11 protein-coding genes are annotated in these 15,597 nt (G+C 42.4%); 6 read left to right on the top strand and 5 right to left on the bottom strand.

The window, feature by feature from the left end; genetic code table 11:
* Positions 1–368: 368 nt before the first annotated feature.
* Positions 369–590 carry a hypothetical protein gene (locus BM265_RS09000; protein ID WP_074961238.1) on the bottom strand — a complete coding sequence of 74 codons (222 nt, stop codon included), beginning with the start codon at positions 588–590 and terminating at the stop codon, positions 369–371.
* A gap of 522 nt (positions 591–1,112) precedes the next feature.
* Here BM265_RS09000 and BM265_RS09005 point away from each other — a divergent pair.
* The 4 genes from BM265_RS09005 (at position 1,113) to BM265_RS09020 (ending at position 5,333) form a co-directional block, all read left to right on the top strand.
* The gene (locus tag BM265_RS09005; RefSeq protein ID WP_074961239.1) at positions 1,113–2,021 is read left to right on the top strand and encodes a hypothetical protein; all 909 of its coding nucleotides are present in this window, start codon (positions 1,113–1,115) and stop codon (positions 2,019–2,021) included.
* A gap of 13 nt (positions 2,022–2,034) precedes the next feature.
* On the top strand, positions 2,035–2,856 hold the full coding sequence (locus tag BM265_RS09010; RefSeq protein WP_074961240.1) for a VanW family protein: 822 nt from the start codon (positions 2,035–2,037) through the stop codon (positions 2,854–2,856).
* A gap of 175 nt (positions 2,857–3,031) precedes the next feature.
* Positions 3,032–3,568, top strand: coding sequence for an RNA polymerase sigma factor (locus tag BM265_RS09015; RefSeq protein ID WP_074961241.1), 537 nt, complete (start codon positions 3,032–3,034; stop codon positions 3,566–3,568).
* On the top strand, positions 3,546–5,333 hold the full coding sequence (locus tag BM265_RS09020) for a hypothetical protein (RefSeq protein ID WP_074961242.1): 1,788 nt from the start codon (positions 3,546–3,548) through the stop codon (positions 5,331–5,333). Before BM265_RS09015 ends, BM265_RS09020 begins: the two co-directional genes overlap by 23 nt.
* A gap of 264 nt (positions 5,334–5,597) precedes the next feature.
* Here BM265_RS09020 and BM265_RS09025 read toward each other — a convergent pair whose 3' ends face one another.
* The 3 genes from BM265_RS09025 to BM265_RS09035 all read right to left on the bottom strand — a co-directional run bounded on the left by BM265_RS09025 (position 5,598) and on the right by BM265_RS09035 (position 8,834).
* Positions 5,598–6,722: a DUF4179 domain-containing protein gene (locus tag BM265_RS09025; RefSeq protein WP_074961243.1), complete on the bottom strand. Its 1,125-nt coding sequence runs from the start codon at positions 6,720–6,722 to the stop codon at positions 5,598–5,600.
* Positions 6,715–7,278: an RNA polymerase sigma factor gene (locus BM265_RS09030; RefSeq protein ID WP_074961244.1), complete on the bottom strand. Its 564-nt coding sequence runs from the start codon at positions 7,276–7,278 to the stop codon at positions 6,715–6,717. Before BM265_RS09030 ends, BM265_RS09025 begins: the two co-directional genes overlap by 8 nt.
* 317 nt (positions 7,279–7,595) lie before the next feature.
* Positions 7,596–8,834, bottom strand: a complete 1,239-nt coding sequence (locus BM265_RS09035) for a DUF3810 family protein (RefSeq protein ID WP_074961245.1) — start codon at positions 8,832–8,834, stop codon at positions 7,596–7,598.
* A 348-nt stretch (positions 8,835–9,182) separates the two neighbouring features.
* On the opposite strand from BM265_RS09035, the gene BM265_RS09040 reads away from it, so the two are divergent.
* Positions 9,183–11,327, top strand: coding sequence for a BspA family leucine-rich repeat surface protein (locus BM265_RS09040; protein WP_074961246.1), 2,145 nt, complete (start codon positions 9,183–9,185; stop codon positions 11,325–11,327).
* 484 nt (positions 11,328–11,811) lie between these two features.
* Here the strand turns inward: BM265_RS09040 and BM265_RS09045 are convergent, their stop codons facing one another.
* A complete protein-coding gene (locus BM265_RS09045) occupies positions 11,812–14,814 on the bottom strand; it encodes a glycoside hydrolase family 9 protein (RefSeq protein ID WP_074961247.1) in 3,003 nt (1,000 codons plus the stop codon).
* A 415-nt stretch (positions 14,815–15,229) separates the two neighbouring features.
* Here BM265_RS09045 and BM265_RS09050 point away from each other — a divergent pair, with 415 nt between their 5' ends.
* Positions 15,230–15,529: a MerR family transcriptional regulator gene (locus BM265_RS09050; RefSeq protein WP_074961248.1), complete on the top strand. Its 300-nt coding sequence runs from the start codon at positions 15,230–15,232 to the stop codon at positions 15,527–15,529.
* Positions 15,530–15,597 lie beyond the last annotated feature (68 nt).

Consider the following 15,597-nt stretch of genomic DNA (forward strand, 5'->3'; position numbering starts at 1 on the left):
TTTTGATTACTTTTTCTTGCACTTCTATTATACCATATTTTGTTGGATTTGTCGATATTTCGTTGCTTTATTGCTGTGTGAGGAGAGACTAATTATAGGTCCGAGAGTATTGTATTCCTCGAACCTATAATATTGTTTGAATGATGATCACACTGTGGTTAAAATATCCGTGTTTGCTATCGGCATTAGTTACAAATCAACTCTTCGGCAGAATCCTGTCGAAGAGTTTGCATTTGATAGCTAAAAGATATATAACAGCAATTACATTATAATGCCTTCTCATAAAGTAAAGAAATGGTATCCGAGCAGAATTCAGTAGGGTGGTTTTTAACGCTTGCTTCAGAAACTTTGAAGCAGTTATCTGCGAACTACGAAATGACTTCTTTGGTAAAACCTTCATCGGAAAGCCTTACTCTGAGATCTATACTGTCAAGAAAACTCCGCATAGCGTCAGCGCAGTCTTTCTCGCTTCTGCCGTGCAGCAGCTTTGAAATAGCAGCATATTTTTCAGCCGCTATTAGTAATCCTAAATATCCTAACTGTTCAATATTATCAATATCCAGAGCTTCCCCATAAACGCTCAGACACACATATGCATATTTTTTGTACCTAACCCTGATACTTGATACAAAGCACCTGTTTAGCTTAGCGATCTCCCGATTTACTGCGATATGAATACCTTACATCAAATAGCTAAAGAAGGCAAGCGTGTTTACGCGCAGGAATAATATATCAATAACGCCAACATATATACAGAAAATACATCAGCTATTTGTGCAATAATACAAAGCGTAAAATTCTTTCTAAATAAAGCGTTACTTTTGAGCTGAATTCGGCATTAGTATATGAATGCATTCAATAACAGCAATGAAAGTCGACTCAAATAAACATAAGAAAATTATAAAGCAGATCTTGAAACTATGAAAGATCAAAAAGAAAATGAGGCGGAAGCTTATGAAAAAGAATATCGCATATATTCGTCAAAGGCTTAAACCTTCTTCCGAGTTGAAACGGCGTGTGATGAAGCGTGCAGAAAAGCTCGAAGCCGGAAATAAGACATTCGGCTATAATAGGACAACAACGGATCACATAATAAAAAGGAGCAGATTCAAATGAAAGCAAATAATACAAGAGAGAACTCAAAAATCAAAAAACGTTTTCCAATAGCCGTTATTTCGGTTGCAGCGTGCGCAGCACTTGTTATGGGTCTGACAGCGTGCAGTAATAATAATGACCAAACAGATCTCTCGGCGGCTGCTAAGGACAGCAGTACAAACATAAGCGTGGACAACACTAATGAAACCAACATTGTTTCCGAAACAACGGAGAGCAGTGTTTCAAATGACGTTCAGAATGATCCAGTCGGTGACAGCAATATCCCCTCTGACAACAACGACAATAATCCCGAAGCAGCAAACAGTCAGACTGAAAATGTGGAGATGTCTGTAGATAAAATGCTTTCAATGGACGGTGAACAGCTCAGGGCACTTTCAAATGATGATTATGAGATACTTGAAGCGGCATCGTCGCAATGCGCTAATTTTGGTCTGAAATGCGCCGCATTCCCCGAATACGTCTTTGTGCTTGAATGCGCGAACTATATGTACAACAAGCCGGAAATCACCATAAAAGTACCTTACCATGGTGATGAGTTTGGGCTGGGTAACAAGATAACACAGCTGAATCTTTATGAAGGCGCGAACGTCGGCAACGGTGTGACTGTCGGAATGACATATAATGAGATAGAAGAACAGCTGGGACATGATATCGGAGTAAGTATGGTCAATACTACACTTGGTCTGGCTGCATGGACCGAAATAGACGGCAGATACTGGGCTCTGCATTTTGATGTGACCGATGTACCGGATGGTGAGATATGGAAGAGACTGGAAGAATCAACGGAAGGTGGAGAAATCAATCTTGACGATCCCGGTCACGCTGACTTATCTGATATTAATCCCGTATGCGATCTGGCTGTATTTGATATAGAAGCAGATAACTGGCATTACGGAAGAATATAAAAGAGGTAAAAAAATGAAAAGAAAACTATTCTGTGAGCTGTCTCCGCTTACTTACGCTATCTCGGAGCGCAAGTGTGAAATGGTAAGAACGGTAAAAAATCTGTTTGAGGCAGGCAACTTTGCAAAAACGAGATCGGATCAAAAGCTTGAATATTCAATATACAAGCACAATTCGCTTATAAGACGCAGACTCGGAAACGTGGATATGCACTTGCAGGAGAATAAAGCAGTAAACCTTTCTCTTGCTGCACCAAAAATAAATATGCTCCTGATACGTCCCGGTGAGACCTTTTCATTCTGGTATCTTGTTGGCAGTCTATCCGAAAAGAACGGATATAAGGAAGGACTGACGATATTTTCCGATCACCCTTCCTCGGGGATAGGCGGCGGTATGTGTCAGATGACTAACCTTATCCACTGGATGGTGCTTCATTCCGAAATGGAGATAACAGAGCACCATCACCACGACCAGATAGATCTGTTCCCTGACTTTAACAGGACTATACCCTTCGGGACAGGCACAAGTATAATGTACAATTATCTGGACTATCGATTCAAGAATACGACTGATATCACATATCAGCTTGTGATCTACACCACCGACGAATACCTTTGCGGAGAACTAAGGGCGAATAAGCGACAGGAACACAAATACCATATATGGGCAGAAAACGTTTTTTTCTCGCAGAAAAACGGTATCGTATACCGCAACGGAGAGGTATATCGTGACAAAATCGACCGCAGGACAGGAGAACACGTCGAGAAAAAGCTGATACGAAAGAATCATGCAAGAGTTTGTTATGATACGAGCGGCCTTGAAATAAAAGCAGTGTGACAGCTGCTTTCTCGTCAGTAAGCTTCAATTCAATCTGTCATAGAAGTTATCGACTTGTGCAATGATACAAATCGAAACGTTTCCTCTTCAAAAAGCGTTACTTTTATGCTAAAATCATCATTAGTATATGAGCACATTAAACAAACAAAAAAACATAGAAAGGCGGTGAGCGGCAATGTCGATGGAAAGTGCAGAGAAAGACCTGGAATATGTTATGGATAAATACGGCGGGACTGTGAACGGCATTATCTGCTCAATGCTCAGGTCACATTCGGAAAGAGATGATCTTTTTCAGGAGGTGTTCCTGCTGTACTATACAAAAGACCTTCATTTCGAAGACGAAGGAGCGCGGCGCTCGTGGCTTATACGCACGGCACTGAACCTTTGTCGTTCGGCGAACCGTTCGCCGTGGAATCTGCTTCGGAGCGGAGAGGAATTCGATCCGTACAGCGTGGTAGACACCGAAAGTCTTTCGGAAGATAACGGGCTGTGGCAAAAAGTCTGCGGGCTTAAAGAAAAATACCGACTGCCGGTGTATCTGCATTACTTTGAGGGACTTTCCCTGGCGGAGGTAGCAGAGATCATGCAGACAAGCGAAGCGGCGGTGAAAATGCGGCTCAAAAGAGCAAGAGAAAAACTTAAAATTGAACTTACTAAAAATGATAATTCGGAAATGGAGGCGGCAGGAAATGAAAAAAGAGAATATATCTGAAATACGCCGCAGCCTTGAACCGTCCGCAGAGATGAAGCGCCGCGTTATGGAACGTGCAGCAAAGCTCGAAGCGGGCAGAAAGACCTTCGGCAATGAAAAGACAACAACGGATAGCAGCACAATAACTGCATTCGGTACAAAAGATAAAAAGGAGCAAACAACAATGAGTGTAAACAGATCTGATATTATTAAGGTTAAAAGCCATCTTCCCGCAGCTGTGATCTCGGTTGCAGCCTGCGCAGCTGTCGTTATCGGTATAGCAGCTGTCAACATGAACGAGAAGACTCCAAAGCCTCTCCCGACGACAGGTCAGGACAGCAGCATGACAACAGACGATCAGACGATCACAAAAGATGAAGAACTATCCCCCGAAGACGTTATGACCGTGACCGAAAGTGACGGAAGCTCTTTCACCATTACAGATAAAGACAGGATAGCGGCTATTGACGCGATAGTCGAAAAGACAAAAAAGTGCCATATCTGGTATGGCGAAGCCGTTCCGACCGAACGTACTTTAGAATATTATGTTGACGGAAAACAGCGCATTGTCGAGATCAGCGGAGAACAACTCAGCACCTATCATCCGGACAGTGACCCTCACCCTGAAATTTGCTGGGTAGTCACTGTTGACGGCGGATCATATGCTCTATGCGAGTTTACTCCCGATGAACCATATTATCAATTGTACTATGCGACCCAAAAGGGCGGCAACCTGACTTTCAGGAAACAGAATAATAAAAATAATGACAGCAATAATGAAGACGAATTTTATGATAACCCGTTTGATGAAGAATACCATAACGAAGAGGCTGCCCGTAAGCTAAGAAGTATTATTGATGATATACGTAAGAACAGTACGCCTCAGTTTGAAACAGAGAACCTGTATTATTATTATGAAGAACACTTGCCATCAGGGGATGATTGTCGTGCTGATTGTTCCTTCAAGCTGGACGGAAATTACTACGATATCGAACTGTACTGGGATTCCGATCTGATACGTCTTGATGTATGTGAATGGAGTGACGGTAAAGATCTTACTTTACTGTATAAAGACACGCAGAATTGGATAGCCGAATTTGATGAAGTATTCGGCTCACTGACTGATATTCCCGATGAATCCGGAGCACAGCCGGAAGATACCGCAGAAATTGAGTGGTTCGGAGAAGATGACACAGCATTCGGCGCACAGGAAGATGAACCCTCTGATGATATGGTCAAGATACCGGAACTTTTTGAACTGACAGAAGAACAGGCTGTTGCCGCACTTAAAAAAGCCGGTCTGAACTGCCTGATCAGATACAATTTTGACTCTACAGAAAAAGGCTATGTCTGCTCGTATTACGGCGATCCCGACACAGATAATTATGTTAACAAGGGAACATATATCGCAGTGGATATATCACTTGGAGAATATGACGGACCCATTGAAATGGTTAAACCAGAATTCGCAACTTGGTATTATCCTACTAAGGAAAGCAAACTGAAAGTACCTGTCCCCGACTGCCTGAGCGGTTCGTACACTTTTAATATTTACTTCGGAACAGATCCTGAGTACACAACTACAACAGATGATATAAAGGGCGTTAAAAACATCACATTAGATGTATATGCCAGTGACAAAGAACGGTTCGTTGTTTACGCAAAGAAGAATAACTCGGCTGAAGAAAACCTTATCCGCTATGCGACCTATGAGTTCGATTATACATCCGAGACATGGACTCTGATCGGCGAACTCAACACCGACGGACTTCTCGGAGCAAATTAAATAAACTGATAGGTATTGCGGAGTGAAAAACCTAGATAACTACCTCGTAATAAAAACCGAGAATTCTGTATTTTGATGCTTCTGTGATCTGCAATATACATAAAAACACCGACATCTAAGTGATGCCGGTGTTTTTGCTATCAACTGTATTGTCTTTGATCATATGGTTTTGAAAAAACTTCCTTGTGCCGGGGCATCATACTCATATATGCAAAAATCCGTCTATACATGAAATTCGATGAAACAGAAGGTACGCCGATAGGATTATTCTGCATATCTGTATTCAACACCGTCTATAATGACGCTCTCTATATTATCAAGCTCGAAGAATCCGTCTTCTTCGACCCTTGCCACAAGTGACTGATCTACAATATTAGAATTATCGTTATACTGCTCTTCCCTGAATTTTTCTACATCCTCGGGGTCACCGTTAAAGTCATCAAATTCCATTGTGAAACCAACCTCTGCAAAAGGCTTTGCTGTACTGCCGTCCTTGAAGTTTATCGTGACCTCACTGTAAGCACCATCACCATTGTATCCGCCGTCCTTAAGATATCTGCCACACTCGATGTCATGTTCTGTGCCTCTTACATAAAGCGAATATGGCGAGATAGTTACGTTTTCAAAACCGTCACCGTTCACTGCCTTTAATTCACGTTTCTCGATGTAATCGGATAAGTAAAGCTCTATTGACAGGCCGCTGACTTTTTCTGTGATGACAAGCGGCTGATCCCAATCATAATCCATTGTAGGGATATACACCAATGTTTCGAATCGGTATTTATTGCTATTTTTTGTGGATCCACACATAGATGCCGCCAGATAATTTGTTTCACAATTCAATTCATCTCCTTTTGTACTTCTGTCACTGTCTCGATCTCCATTGCTGAACACCAGGCTGGGTTCAGCGGTTTCCAAACCGTGTTTTTTCCAGAGTTTTCTGGTCGCTTCCTCCATCTCCTTCTCTTGTGTATAATCATATTTCTCCACGCACTTTGCATGATCTAAATCATATCTAAAGGTGAGGTAGTCAAGATCTCCGACTATCTTCCTGCCCTTCTTTGAATGCGACTCAACACTCAGTACGACCTCACAATCATCTGCATCGAATACAAAACCATGTACGGTCAATGTTATATCATCGTTTTTGACCTGCTTTATCGTTTGACTTATCTGTTCGGAATATGGAGAAAGGTCGCCCATGAAATGTCTCTGTAAGACATCTATAAGCCCGAATCTGCCTGCCGATACCAGACATAATACTACCGCTGCCGCTATAAGTAATAATACTATCCGTTTGTTTATCTTCTTTCTCTGTGTTTCACTTGCTTCAAGGATATGTTTGTCACTTATACCCCCGAATGCTCGAAGCAGTTTCATTTCATTCATTGCTCCATCCCTCCTGCTCCAGATATTTTTTCAAAGCTTCTCTTGTCCGTTTCAGGCGCATTTTGACAGCACTTTCGCTGAGTTTATAGCTGTGTGCTATCTCCTTGACGCTGCTCATGTACCAGTAACGACGCACGAATATCTTACGTGTGCCGTCGTCCAGTGTTCCGAGAAAACTGTCAAGTAACTGTTCTAAAACCTTCTGCTCCGTATACTTCTCCGCACTTTCATCTGACGGTATTACCTCAGCAAGCTCTTCTAGCACAAGCTTCACCTCGCCTTTGCCCCGTTTTGCTGAATTCAGTTTTTCGTATAGATTTAGCGACAGATTACGCACAATCCTGCCGAGATATGCCTTCAAGCTAAGCGGGCGGGACGGCGGTATGGTATTCCAAATCTTGAGATAGCTATCGTTCACAACTTCCTCAGAATCACTGTGGTCATGAAGGATATTCATCGCAATTGAATTGCAATATCCGCCGTACTTTCCGCTTGTCTCGGTGATAGCATTCTCGGAACGAGCCAAATAAAGCCCAATGATTTCTTCGTCCTGCATTGCTGTGACCTCCTTTCACTTATATAGACAGGAGACATGGTGGATAGGTCACATAAAAATAGAAATTTTCCGAAAATAATTATATCATGAGTTCAGGGCTCAGTCAAGAAAGTTTGACATTCCTGAAAAAACACCAAAAATAAAGAGCTTAGCTGAATCTCTGTGAGGATGAGGACAACGCTGACAAAAACAAGTGACAGTTAGTACATAAAAAGCCGCAGATCAGACTGCGGCTTTTTTTACTTAGAAAGAGTTTCATCCGGTGAAAAAGTAGTATGAACGTGTTCCTATAATAATGTAAGACCCAATTATTCCGGTTAGTACAATTTACCGTCATAATACTGCAAAAGCAGCAGCGTAGCACCATCATAGCAGTTCTCTTCGAGGATATCCTCCTGTATTTCCCAACCCTTATCTGCGGTCGCCGTTATAGCATTGTTTACCGCAGGCATTTCGTCGATGATATGCTCGTCTTCCTCGAATATCTCTATCTCAATATCGTTAGATGCATCAAATATTCTCTGTGCCCTATCGCTTATCTGCGGTTCGTTCTTATAATACTTATTGTACAGAAGCTGCATTGCTTCATACGCTCGCTCAGATTCTTCCGTTGAATCAATAGGAAGATCAATGTCAAGCTCACCGCTTTCGATCATATTTTTGAACTCCTTCTCCATCTCCGCATCGATTTTTTCGTAATAGCTGTCACATACCCACCAATAGAGGGCATCATAACCTGCAATACGCAGATAAGGGTCGGAGCTTTGGGTCAGCGCAACTATGCTCAGCATTTCTGCCTCGTTTTCCAGAAAATATCCCTTGTGGTGCGCAAGCTCATGAGCATCGGTAACAATGCGATCCAGCGGCGCCTGATACTTACTGTGAGTAGGTTCCATCGTAAACGGATAGTTGTACCCTGTTATATTCATTCGTTCAAGTATATCTGAGCAGAGCGCCGTTTTCACAGGCGGATAGTAACCATTCAGACGTGGGAATTCCTCACCCATCGACCGCATGGCATCTGCGATAAGAGACTGAGTTTCCTCCGCAGTCGGGAAAATCACAGTACCATCAGAAGATATCTCTATTTCCTCAGCAGCAGAATTCATCCCATCCACCGAATATCTTACCAGCTTTTCCACCTCGTCATGGTTGAAATCTGTTCGAGCATCTGTCTCCCCTTTTCCGAGTACCGTCCCGCAGAAGGGTATGTACCAGGTCGGCATATAGATTAATAACGTACATACAAGAGCCATCAGCAGCGTTTTGAAATACACTGCACAGAACCTGCGGTACCTGCCCTTTTTGCGCAGGAAGATAAGCAGCAAAAGAAATATCACCGCAAACACCATTGCCGCGGCACCGATATACATAATAATCTCGCCTATCGCAAACGGAACAAGTCCTGTTACGCGGCTCACACCGTTACATATATTATAGAAAATACTGTCCGTGTACCTGTCGCAAAATTCGGGAAAGAACCAAGCGGACCCCATCACCGCAGTGCATATCAACAGAACGATAAGCACTCGCCAATATGAAGAAAGCTTCTTCAAAATATCATCTCCCGTTTTACAAAATAACTGTCGTTATTATATCAGACGACATTATAAAAGTCAACAGAACGCTTTGTTAGAACTCCTTGATGTGGCGTCACGTCACTGACGTACAGCGTCCGTAGTAAAGACATAAATTGTATAGGATCACATCGTCAAAGCGAATCAAATATATACTCAATGCTGTGAAGAATACACATTAATATGAGCTTCTATTATGAATAAGCAACGAATGATTAAGAAGATGTATCTAAATTATTGACATTGATAAGTACATGTGCTATCATATTCAGGGGAATATTGATATATATTGCAATATTCAAATTGATAATTTGGGAGGACAAAATTATGCAGATGAAAAAAATTTTAGCAGTAGTAATGTCGCTTTGTATGACAGCAGGTGCTGTCAGCAATGGTGCACCTGTTATCACACAGGGAATAATTGCACAGGCTGATTCTGTCGATGGCAGCTGTTATTCCTTTGATGAGGCAACAGGTGTGCTTACACTAAGGGGAACGGTAGATCGTGATTCATTAATTGAAATTCTCAAAACTAGCAGGGATAAAGTCATATCCATTGTCGCTGAAGAAGGAACAGTTTTTCCTGAAAATAGCAGTGAGCTGTTTTTGGGCTTTAGTTATTGTACTTCCATCGATCTTTCTAATGCAGATACGAGCAATGTTACAGACATGAGCAATATGTTCGAGCGCTGTTATAAAGTGAAAACCATCGATGTAAGCGGTTTCGATACAAGTAATGTAACAGATATGAGCAGTATGTTCGATGAATGTCTTGAATTGACATCACTTGATCTGAGTGGGTTTGATACAAGTAAGGTCACAAATTTCAAAAGAATGTTTGATACCTGCCAAAAATTGACAACACTTGATATAAGTGGATTTGATACAAGCAACGTAACAGATATGAGCTGTATGTTCTGTGGATGTCTTGAATTGTCATCGCTTGATCTGAGCGGATTTGATACAGGCAAAGTTACTGATATGCATCTGATGTTCATAAGGTGCACCGCTCTGACAGAACTTGATCTGAGCAGCTTTGATACAAGTAATGTCATTGATATGTCTTCGATGTTCTTCCATTGTTCCAACCTGATAGAACTTGATCTGAGCAGTTTTGACACGAGCCTTGCATCTGATGAGAATAATCGCAAGGCAAGTGTACGCAATATGTTTGAAGGTTGCTACACGCTGCAATTCCTCACTCTCGGTGAGAAGTTTACTGAAATAACAGAAAAAATGGAACTGCAATGCAGCTACAAAGGCTGGGCAAACGCCAATGACCCAGCAAATCTCGTCAGCGGTGAACATGAATATGCGGTCATCAAAAACGAAGGCAAAAACACCTACGTCCGTCGTTTCTCCTATTTGCATTATCTCAAATATCCCACCAACATCAAAGTAGAATACAGCGAAAAATACCGTCAGGTGAGATTCACATGGAACAAAGTCAACAGAGCTGACAGGTACGGTATAGCTGTATATCTTGCAGGCAAATGGAAAGTACAGGCCCAGAATATAACTGACACTACCTATACCTCTCCTAAGAATCTCACAACAGGCATGACCTACAAAGTAGCTATTGCAGCAAGAGTTAATGGCAAATGGGATACAGAAAACGCTATCAAAAATGCTGTTACCTGTAACATAGGCGGCAATAATTCCTATGTCAAGCCTGACAGAGAGCTCGTATTTGGTGCGGATCTATATGTTATGGACGATGACATCACTATGTATCTCGGACCCGATACAAGCTACGGTAAAGTTACAACGATTCCCGGAAAATCTTACCTTCAGGAACTCGGCGTTATGAATAATAACGATAACTGGGTATTTACATTGTATAGAGGACAGTACGGCTGGGTACAGGTCGTGAATGAATTTGGCGATAGACAGATCCAAATTCCACAATATTTATATCCTATAGTTGCTAAGCCTGTTATCTATCTTTATCCCGAAAATGAGACAGATGTTCATGTTGAGGTGGAGCTGACCGAAGCAGATCTTGCCACTACCTATCCTAAATACAACAACGGCTGGGATGTAGTCGCTAAGCCAGACGGATCACTTGTGAACAAGGCTGACGGCTCTCATCACAGATACCTGTTCTGGGACGCTGTAAACTGCCGAACCGAATTTGATTTTTCTAAGGGATTCTGTGTTGCAGGCAGTGACACCGAGAGTTTCCTCAAAGAAAAACTCAGATATATGGGTCTGAATGAAGATGAGATGAATGAGTTTATCGTATACTGGCTGCCACAAATGGAGCACAACAAGTATAATCTCATATCCTTCCAGAGTGAAAAATATACAGATTCTGCAAAGCTGAACATCACACCCACACCCGACAGTATGCTGCGCGTATTTATGACATATGCACCTCTTGAAGATGCTGTGGACATCGAACCGCAGGAGCTTTCCACATTTGAAAGAAAAGGCTTCACAGTTGTTGAATGGGGCGGTTCCGAAATATAATGATCGTGTTAACGTGATACATTTTTAAAGGGCTGTGTCAGCCGTGTGAGAGATCATACTCTCATGCGGCTGTTCACAGCCCTCGTTTTTTATCCTCTACCAGCAAGAAGACTCTCAATTTTAAGTTAGAAGATGAATTACGACCATTTTGACAATAAACTGTAGGGCGGAAGTCGAGCAAGTCACCGCATTCTTCCTCAAGAATTACTTTGATCTTGTCTATGTAATCACACAACCTCAGTATCTCTATCCAGTTGCAATGACACAGAACATCAGCCTATTCAGGCTCATGCTTACTGTTTTTCAGAAGTGTGGTTTGAATAGTTCTGTTCAAAAAAATTTGTAAAGCAATATGAGTAACAGGGCTGTTTCACCAAGCAACAGCCCCGTTTTAATTTTCGCTAAAGCACAAATAAAAACGGATAGTCGTCTGCTTAGGACGATTATCCGTTTTGTTTTTAATAAATTGGATCAATGAAGTCTATCACTTTATAGTAACAGTACGGGCATATTTGATAGCAGTTGCTGTATCCCATTTGCCGTTCACCCTTGCGGCGATCGCTACCTTATATGTTACGCCGGGAGTCAGATTTTTGGGAGAAGTGTAGGTAGTGCCTGTGATATCCTGCTTCTGAACTCTCCACTTGCCTGCCAGATAAACTGCTATTCCGTATCTGTCAGCACCTTCTACCTTATCCCATGTAAATCTTACCTGATGGTACTTCTCACTGTAATCGACCTTAATATTGATCGGATAAGGGACTGGTTCTGAACCGCCGAACCGATCGTTCATGAATGATGACATCCAGACCAGAGAAGCGTTCCAGCTGACGGAAACCTCATTTACAGTCCATGCCTCAGGACTGTCAGCATAGCACTTCTGAGCAGCTAAAGTGCCTCTTTTATAGCCGAGACCACGAAGGTATTTATCATTATTAATATATGAGCAGGGACCGCCTGCAAGAACACCTGCGGGTGCCGCCGGGAAGGACGGATCGATACTGTTTGCCCAGTATTTGTGGCGTGGCGATCCCATTGCCTTATCACCGTAGCCTGATACATAAGAGAAGCCCAGACCGTTTCGTCCGAAGAGGTAATCAAGTGCTTCGGCTGCACCGTTCCGATAAATATATTTGTCGTTATCAGTATCATAAGCATAAGCCAGTACCATAGCGTTGTTGATAACGAAGGAGTTGGAACCATACTCATAACCTGTGTACACATCTCCATCGCCGATACCGATATAGTCCCCGAAAGTCGAACTCTTGTAAGGTATGCCCATGCCTTCTTTATACATCTGAATAATATATCGATCAGCAATTTTTTGGATAGAATTGACAATAGTCTTCCTGTCAGCAGAAGATGTCTTGTCGCTCAGGTAGAGTGAAAGAGTGCCCATACCCGCAGTATTGCCCCAATTGAAGGAACTGAGCGAACCGTTGTTCTCGCCGCCGCTCAGGCAGGAAGTCAAGCTGAATGCCTTATCCTGACCTGACGGATCATTATAATTATTATAGCGTTTTAAGAAGCCATAGTAAGCCGAGTCCCCTGTTGTTGCATAAAGTTCACAAGCTGCCCAGTAAGCATCGTCAACTACATAGGTGTCACCGAAATTGTTGTATCCGCCGAATTCACTGGGAGCAAAGTAAGGATCATCATAGTAATAGCCACTTGTAACGTCCCATTTGGCTTGCTTAGCCATGATAGCCTTCCAGCTGTTCTGTGCATTTTGCAGACACTCTTTTGCGAAATCATCATCTATGCCCTTCCACAGACGTGAAGCCTGTGCAGCACAAGCGATCATGTTGAATGTGGCTGCATACGTAGGAGGTCTGACGATACGGTAAGGATAAATGTCCTCCATTGTTATGTGCGTCCATTTGAGCAATGACGTGAGTGGAAAACCTTCCCACTCATAGTTCTGCACTGAATGATATACAAAGCCGTCCTCATTTATCATTTTGAACATCCACTCCAGCTCTACCCTTGCTTCATCAAGTATATCGGGAGCATTATCCTTATTTTCGGGGACAGCTATCGTGCCGTCAGTCCACTTGCGTGTATTGCCTCTCCTCTTGGAGAACTCATAAGCGTTCTGAAGTGTCCATACGGAGAAACCGCCTTCGACAACGTGCTTACCGTGGTCGCTTGCAGCGTACCATCCGCCTGTAACGTCGATCTTCTTATCCTTCTCGCCATCAGAGAAGTCATCTTCGTAAGTCTTTACCCACTTGCTCTGTACATAAGCCATATCGGGGTTATGAATCATACCGTGAGCCAGCATACTCTTATCACCTGATGTGATGTACTCAGACTCTATCCGTACTCCTGAGCGGTTCTGATAGAAGTAGTTCATGGAATCCCTCAGCAGCTGATCATCATAGATCTGTCTGTCTATCCTGAATGGACTGCTCTCGTTCATCGTATAAGTTTTCATAGTTACGGGATTTGTCCATAAAAGCTTATCACCGCTGAGCTTTGTATCGTTTACATTTTTAGAATTCATCACCTGAGTGCCGCTTACGCCGACTGTATCCTTAACGAATATCGTGTACTCGCCCACAGTTCTGAAATCCGAGAAATCAATGATATGTACGTTGGCACCTGAGTCCTTGTATCTTGTGTATATTGTGGCCGATTTAACTGCTGTATCCTTACCTGTACCCGAATCAGGATCGCTGCCGAATACCTTAGTTTTGCCTGTGTACTTTACGTTGCCCGATCTGTCACGTATCTCAAAATCCAGTGGCTTATCAGCATCGGTAACATAAGAAGCCCTCTTTTCCAGCTGAGGATAGTAACCGATCTGATTCAGACGAACGTTGCTTTCGGGTCTTACAACGCCCCACTCGTTATTATCACTATCGATAAAATATCCACCGGTAGTGTCGATCAGAGACAGATCATCGAATTTGAGTACCGTACCGTTTGGGAAGCAGTCTACCGGCTGATACCGACCCTGTCCGCCGTAGTGGAATGCCCACTCAGCAACATCAATATCTTCTTTAGCTGTAAACACAGCATCGAAGGTGTTGTCGCCTTTAGCGATCTTTACGCATTCCCACGTCTGATTGAAATCATCATTGCCGCAGTTGTTGTGCCAAGCTTCAACAGTTCCGCCGTAGTTACCGATCCTGGTGTACAGCTCACCCTCATTGGAAGAATTGACCTTCCAGTGTACCTTGTAAGTATGACCCTTTAGTATCACTAAATTTCTGCAACGGAACTGAAGATCCCATCTTGACTCGGGACCATCGTTGTTCAGTATCGTTACATTGTAAGTGCCGTCTGAAATATCGAAGTCCTGCCGTGCCGGTGCATACTCTAATGTGTGCCAGGGAAGACCCATGCCTGCCTCGAAGTCAGACTGGATAAGTATCAGTTCATCTGCTGCAAACACACTCATAGGTGCAGATGCGGCTGCTGCCGATAAACCAGCGGTAATCGCCACAAGCCCTGCGACGATACGTTTCATTGTCTTGTGCATTTTCTCTTGACCCTCCTTTTGAAAATAAAAGAACTTAAATCTGATACGGCTGTAACTTACAGTAAACGAAATATATACCTGAAACAGCCATAGCCACATTATAACAGTGATGGACAATTCACAGTCATTACGCTGTTATGTCCGATAGATATTATATCACATTGCTTTTCAAATTGCAATGATTTAATAATATAATTTCATTTTTTTTCAATCCAACCCTCTGCCGTATCAGATTTCCGCAGTATATAAAAATCATGACACATAGATAATTTACAAAATCGATGAATCTAGCCAAGCAGCGTAAATACGCCGTTTTAGGATGATGATATATGAACAAGCAATTTGTCAAAATATAAGCTAATAATATCCAAAGATCATTGGATATTTCTGCAATATTTAATAAAGGAGAATTCTTATGACAAAAGAACAAAAAACAGAATTTATGTGCAAACTCATGGCTCTTATAGATGAGTATATTGATGTAGAAGATGTAGGTGTTGAACATGTGCCCTCTGTAACTACAACAGAAAAAGCCCCTGCTGAAATGCTGACTGTTAAAGAATGTACCCAACAGTTCGAAGGCATTTCCGAACATACTATCAGACAGTTAGCTGCGAGAGGAGAAATAATCTCTGTAAGGGCAGGTGCCGGCAAACACGGAAAGATACTACTTATCAATAAGGCATCGCTTATGAAGAGATTAGGATTCATCTAATTAAATACATTCATGGCATATCTCTATATAAAGTCTTACATTCGTAAAACTGAGGCTGTTGCACACCG

Origin of the sequence: Hominimerdicola alba (assembly GCF_900112155.1) — a bacterium.
Lineage (GTDB): Bacteria > Bacillota > Clostridia > Oscillospirales > Ruminococcaceae > Hominimerdicola > Hominimerdicola alba_D.

Excerpts from the sequence above, each read along its gene's own strand:
- BM265_RS09005 (WP_074961239.1), top strand. The coding sequence starts at position 1,113 with ATGAAAGCAAATAATACAAGAGAGAACTCAAAAATCAAAAAACGTTTT.
- BM265_RS09010 (WP_074961240.1), top strand. The coding sequence starts at position 2,035 with ATGAAAAGAAAACTATTCTGTGAGCTGTCTCCGCTTACTTACGCTATC.
- BM265_RS09015 (WP_074961241.1), top strand. The coding sequence starts at position 3,032 with ATGTCGATGGAAAGTGCAGAGAAAGACCTGGAATATGTTATGGATAAA.
- BM265_RS09020 (WP_074961242.1), top strand. The coding sequence starts at position 3,546 with ATGAAAAAAGAGAATATATCTGAAATACGCCGCAGCCTTGAACCGTCC.
- BM265_RS09025 (WP_074961243.1), bottom strand. The coding sequence starts at position 6,722 with ATGAATGAAATGAAACTGCTTCGAGCATTCGGGGGTATAAGTGACAAA.
- BM265_RS09030 (WP_074961244.1), bottom strand. The coding sequence starts at position 7,278 with ATGCAGGACGAAGAAATCATTGGGCTTTATTTGGCTCGTTCCGAGAAT.
- BM265_RS09040 (WP_074961246.1), top strand. The coding sequence starts at position 9,183 with ATGCAGATGAAAAAAATTTTAGCAGTAGTAATGTCGCTTTGTATGACA.
- BM265_RS09045 (WP_074961247.1), bottom strand. The coding sequence starts at position 14,814 with ATGCACAAGACAATGAAACGTATCGTCGCAGGGCTTGTGGCGATTACC.
- BM265_RS09050 (WP_074961248.1), top strand. The coding sequence starts at position 15,230 with ATGACAAAAGAACAAAAAACAGAATTTATGTGCAAACTCATGGCTCTT.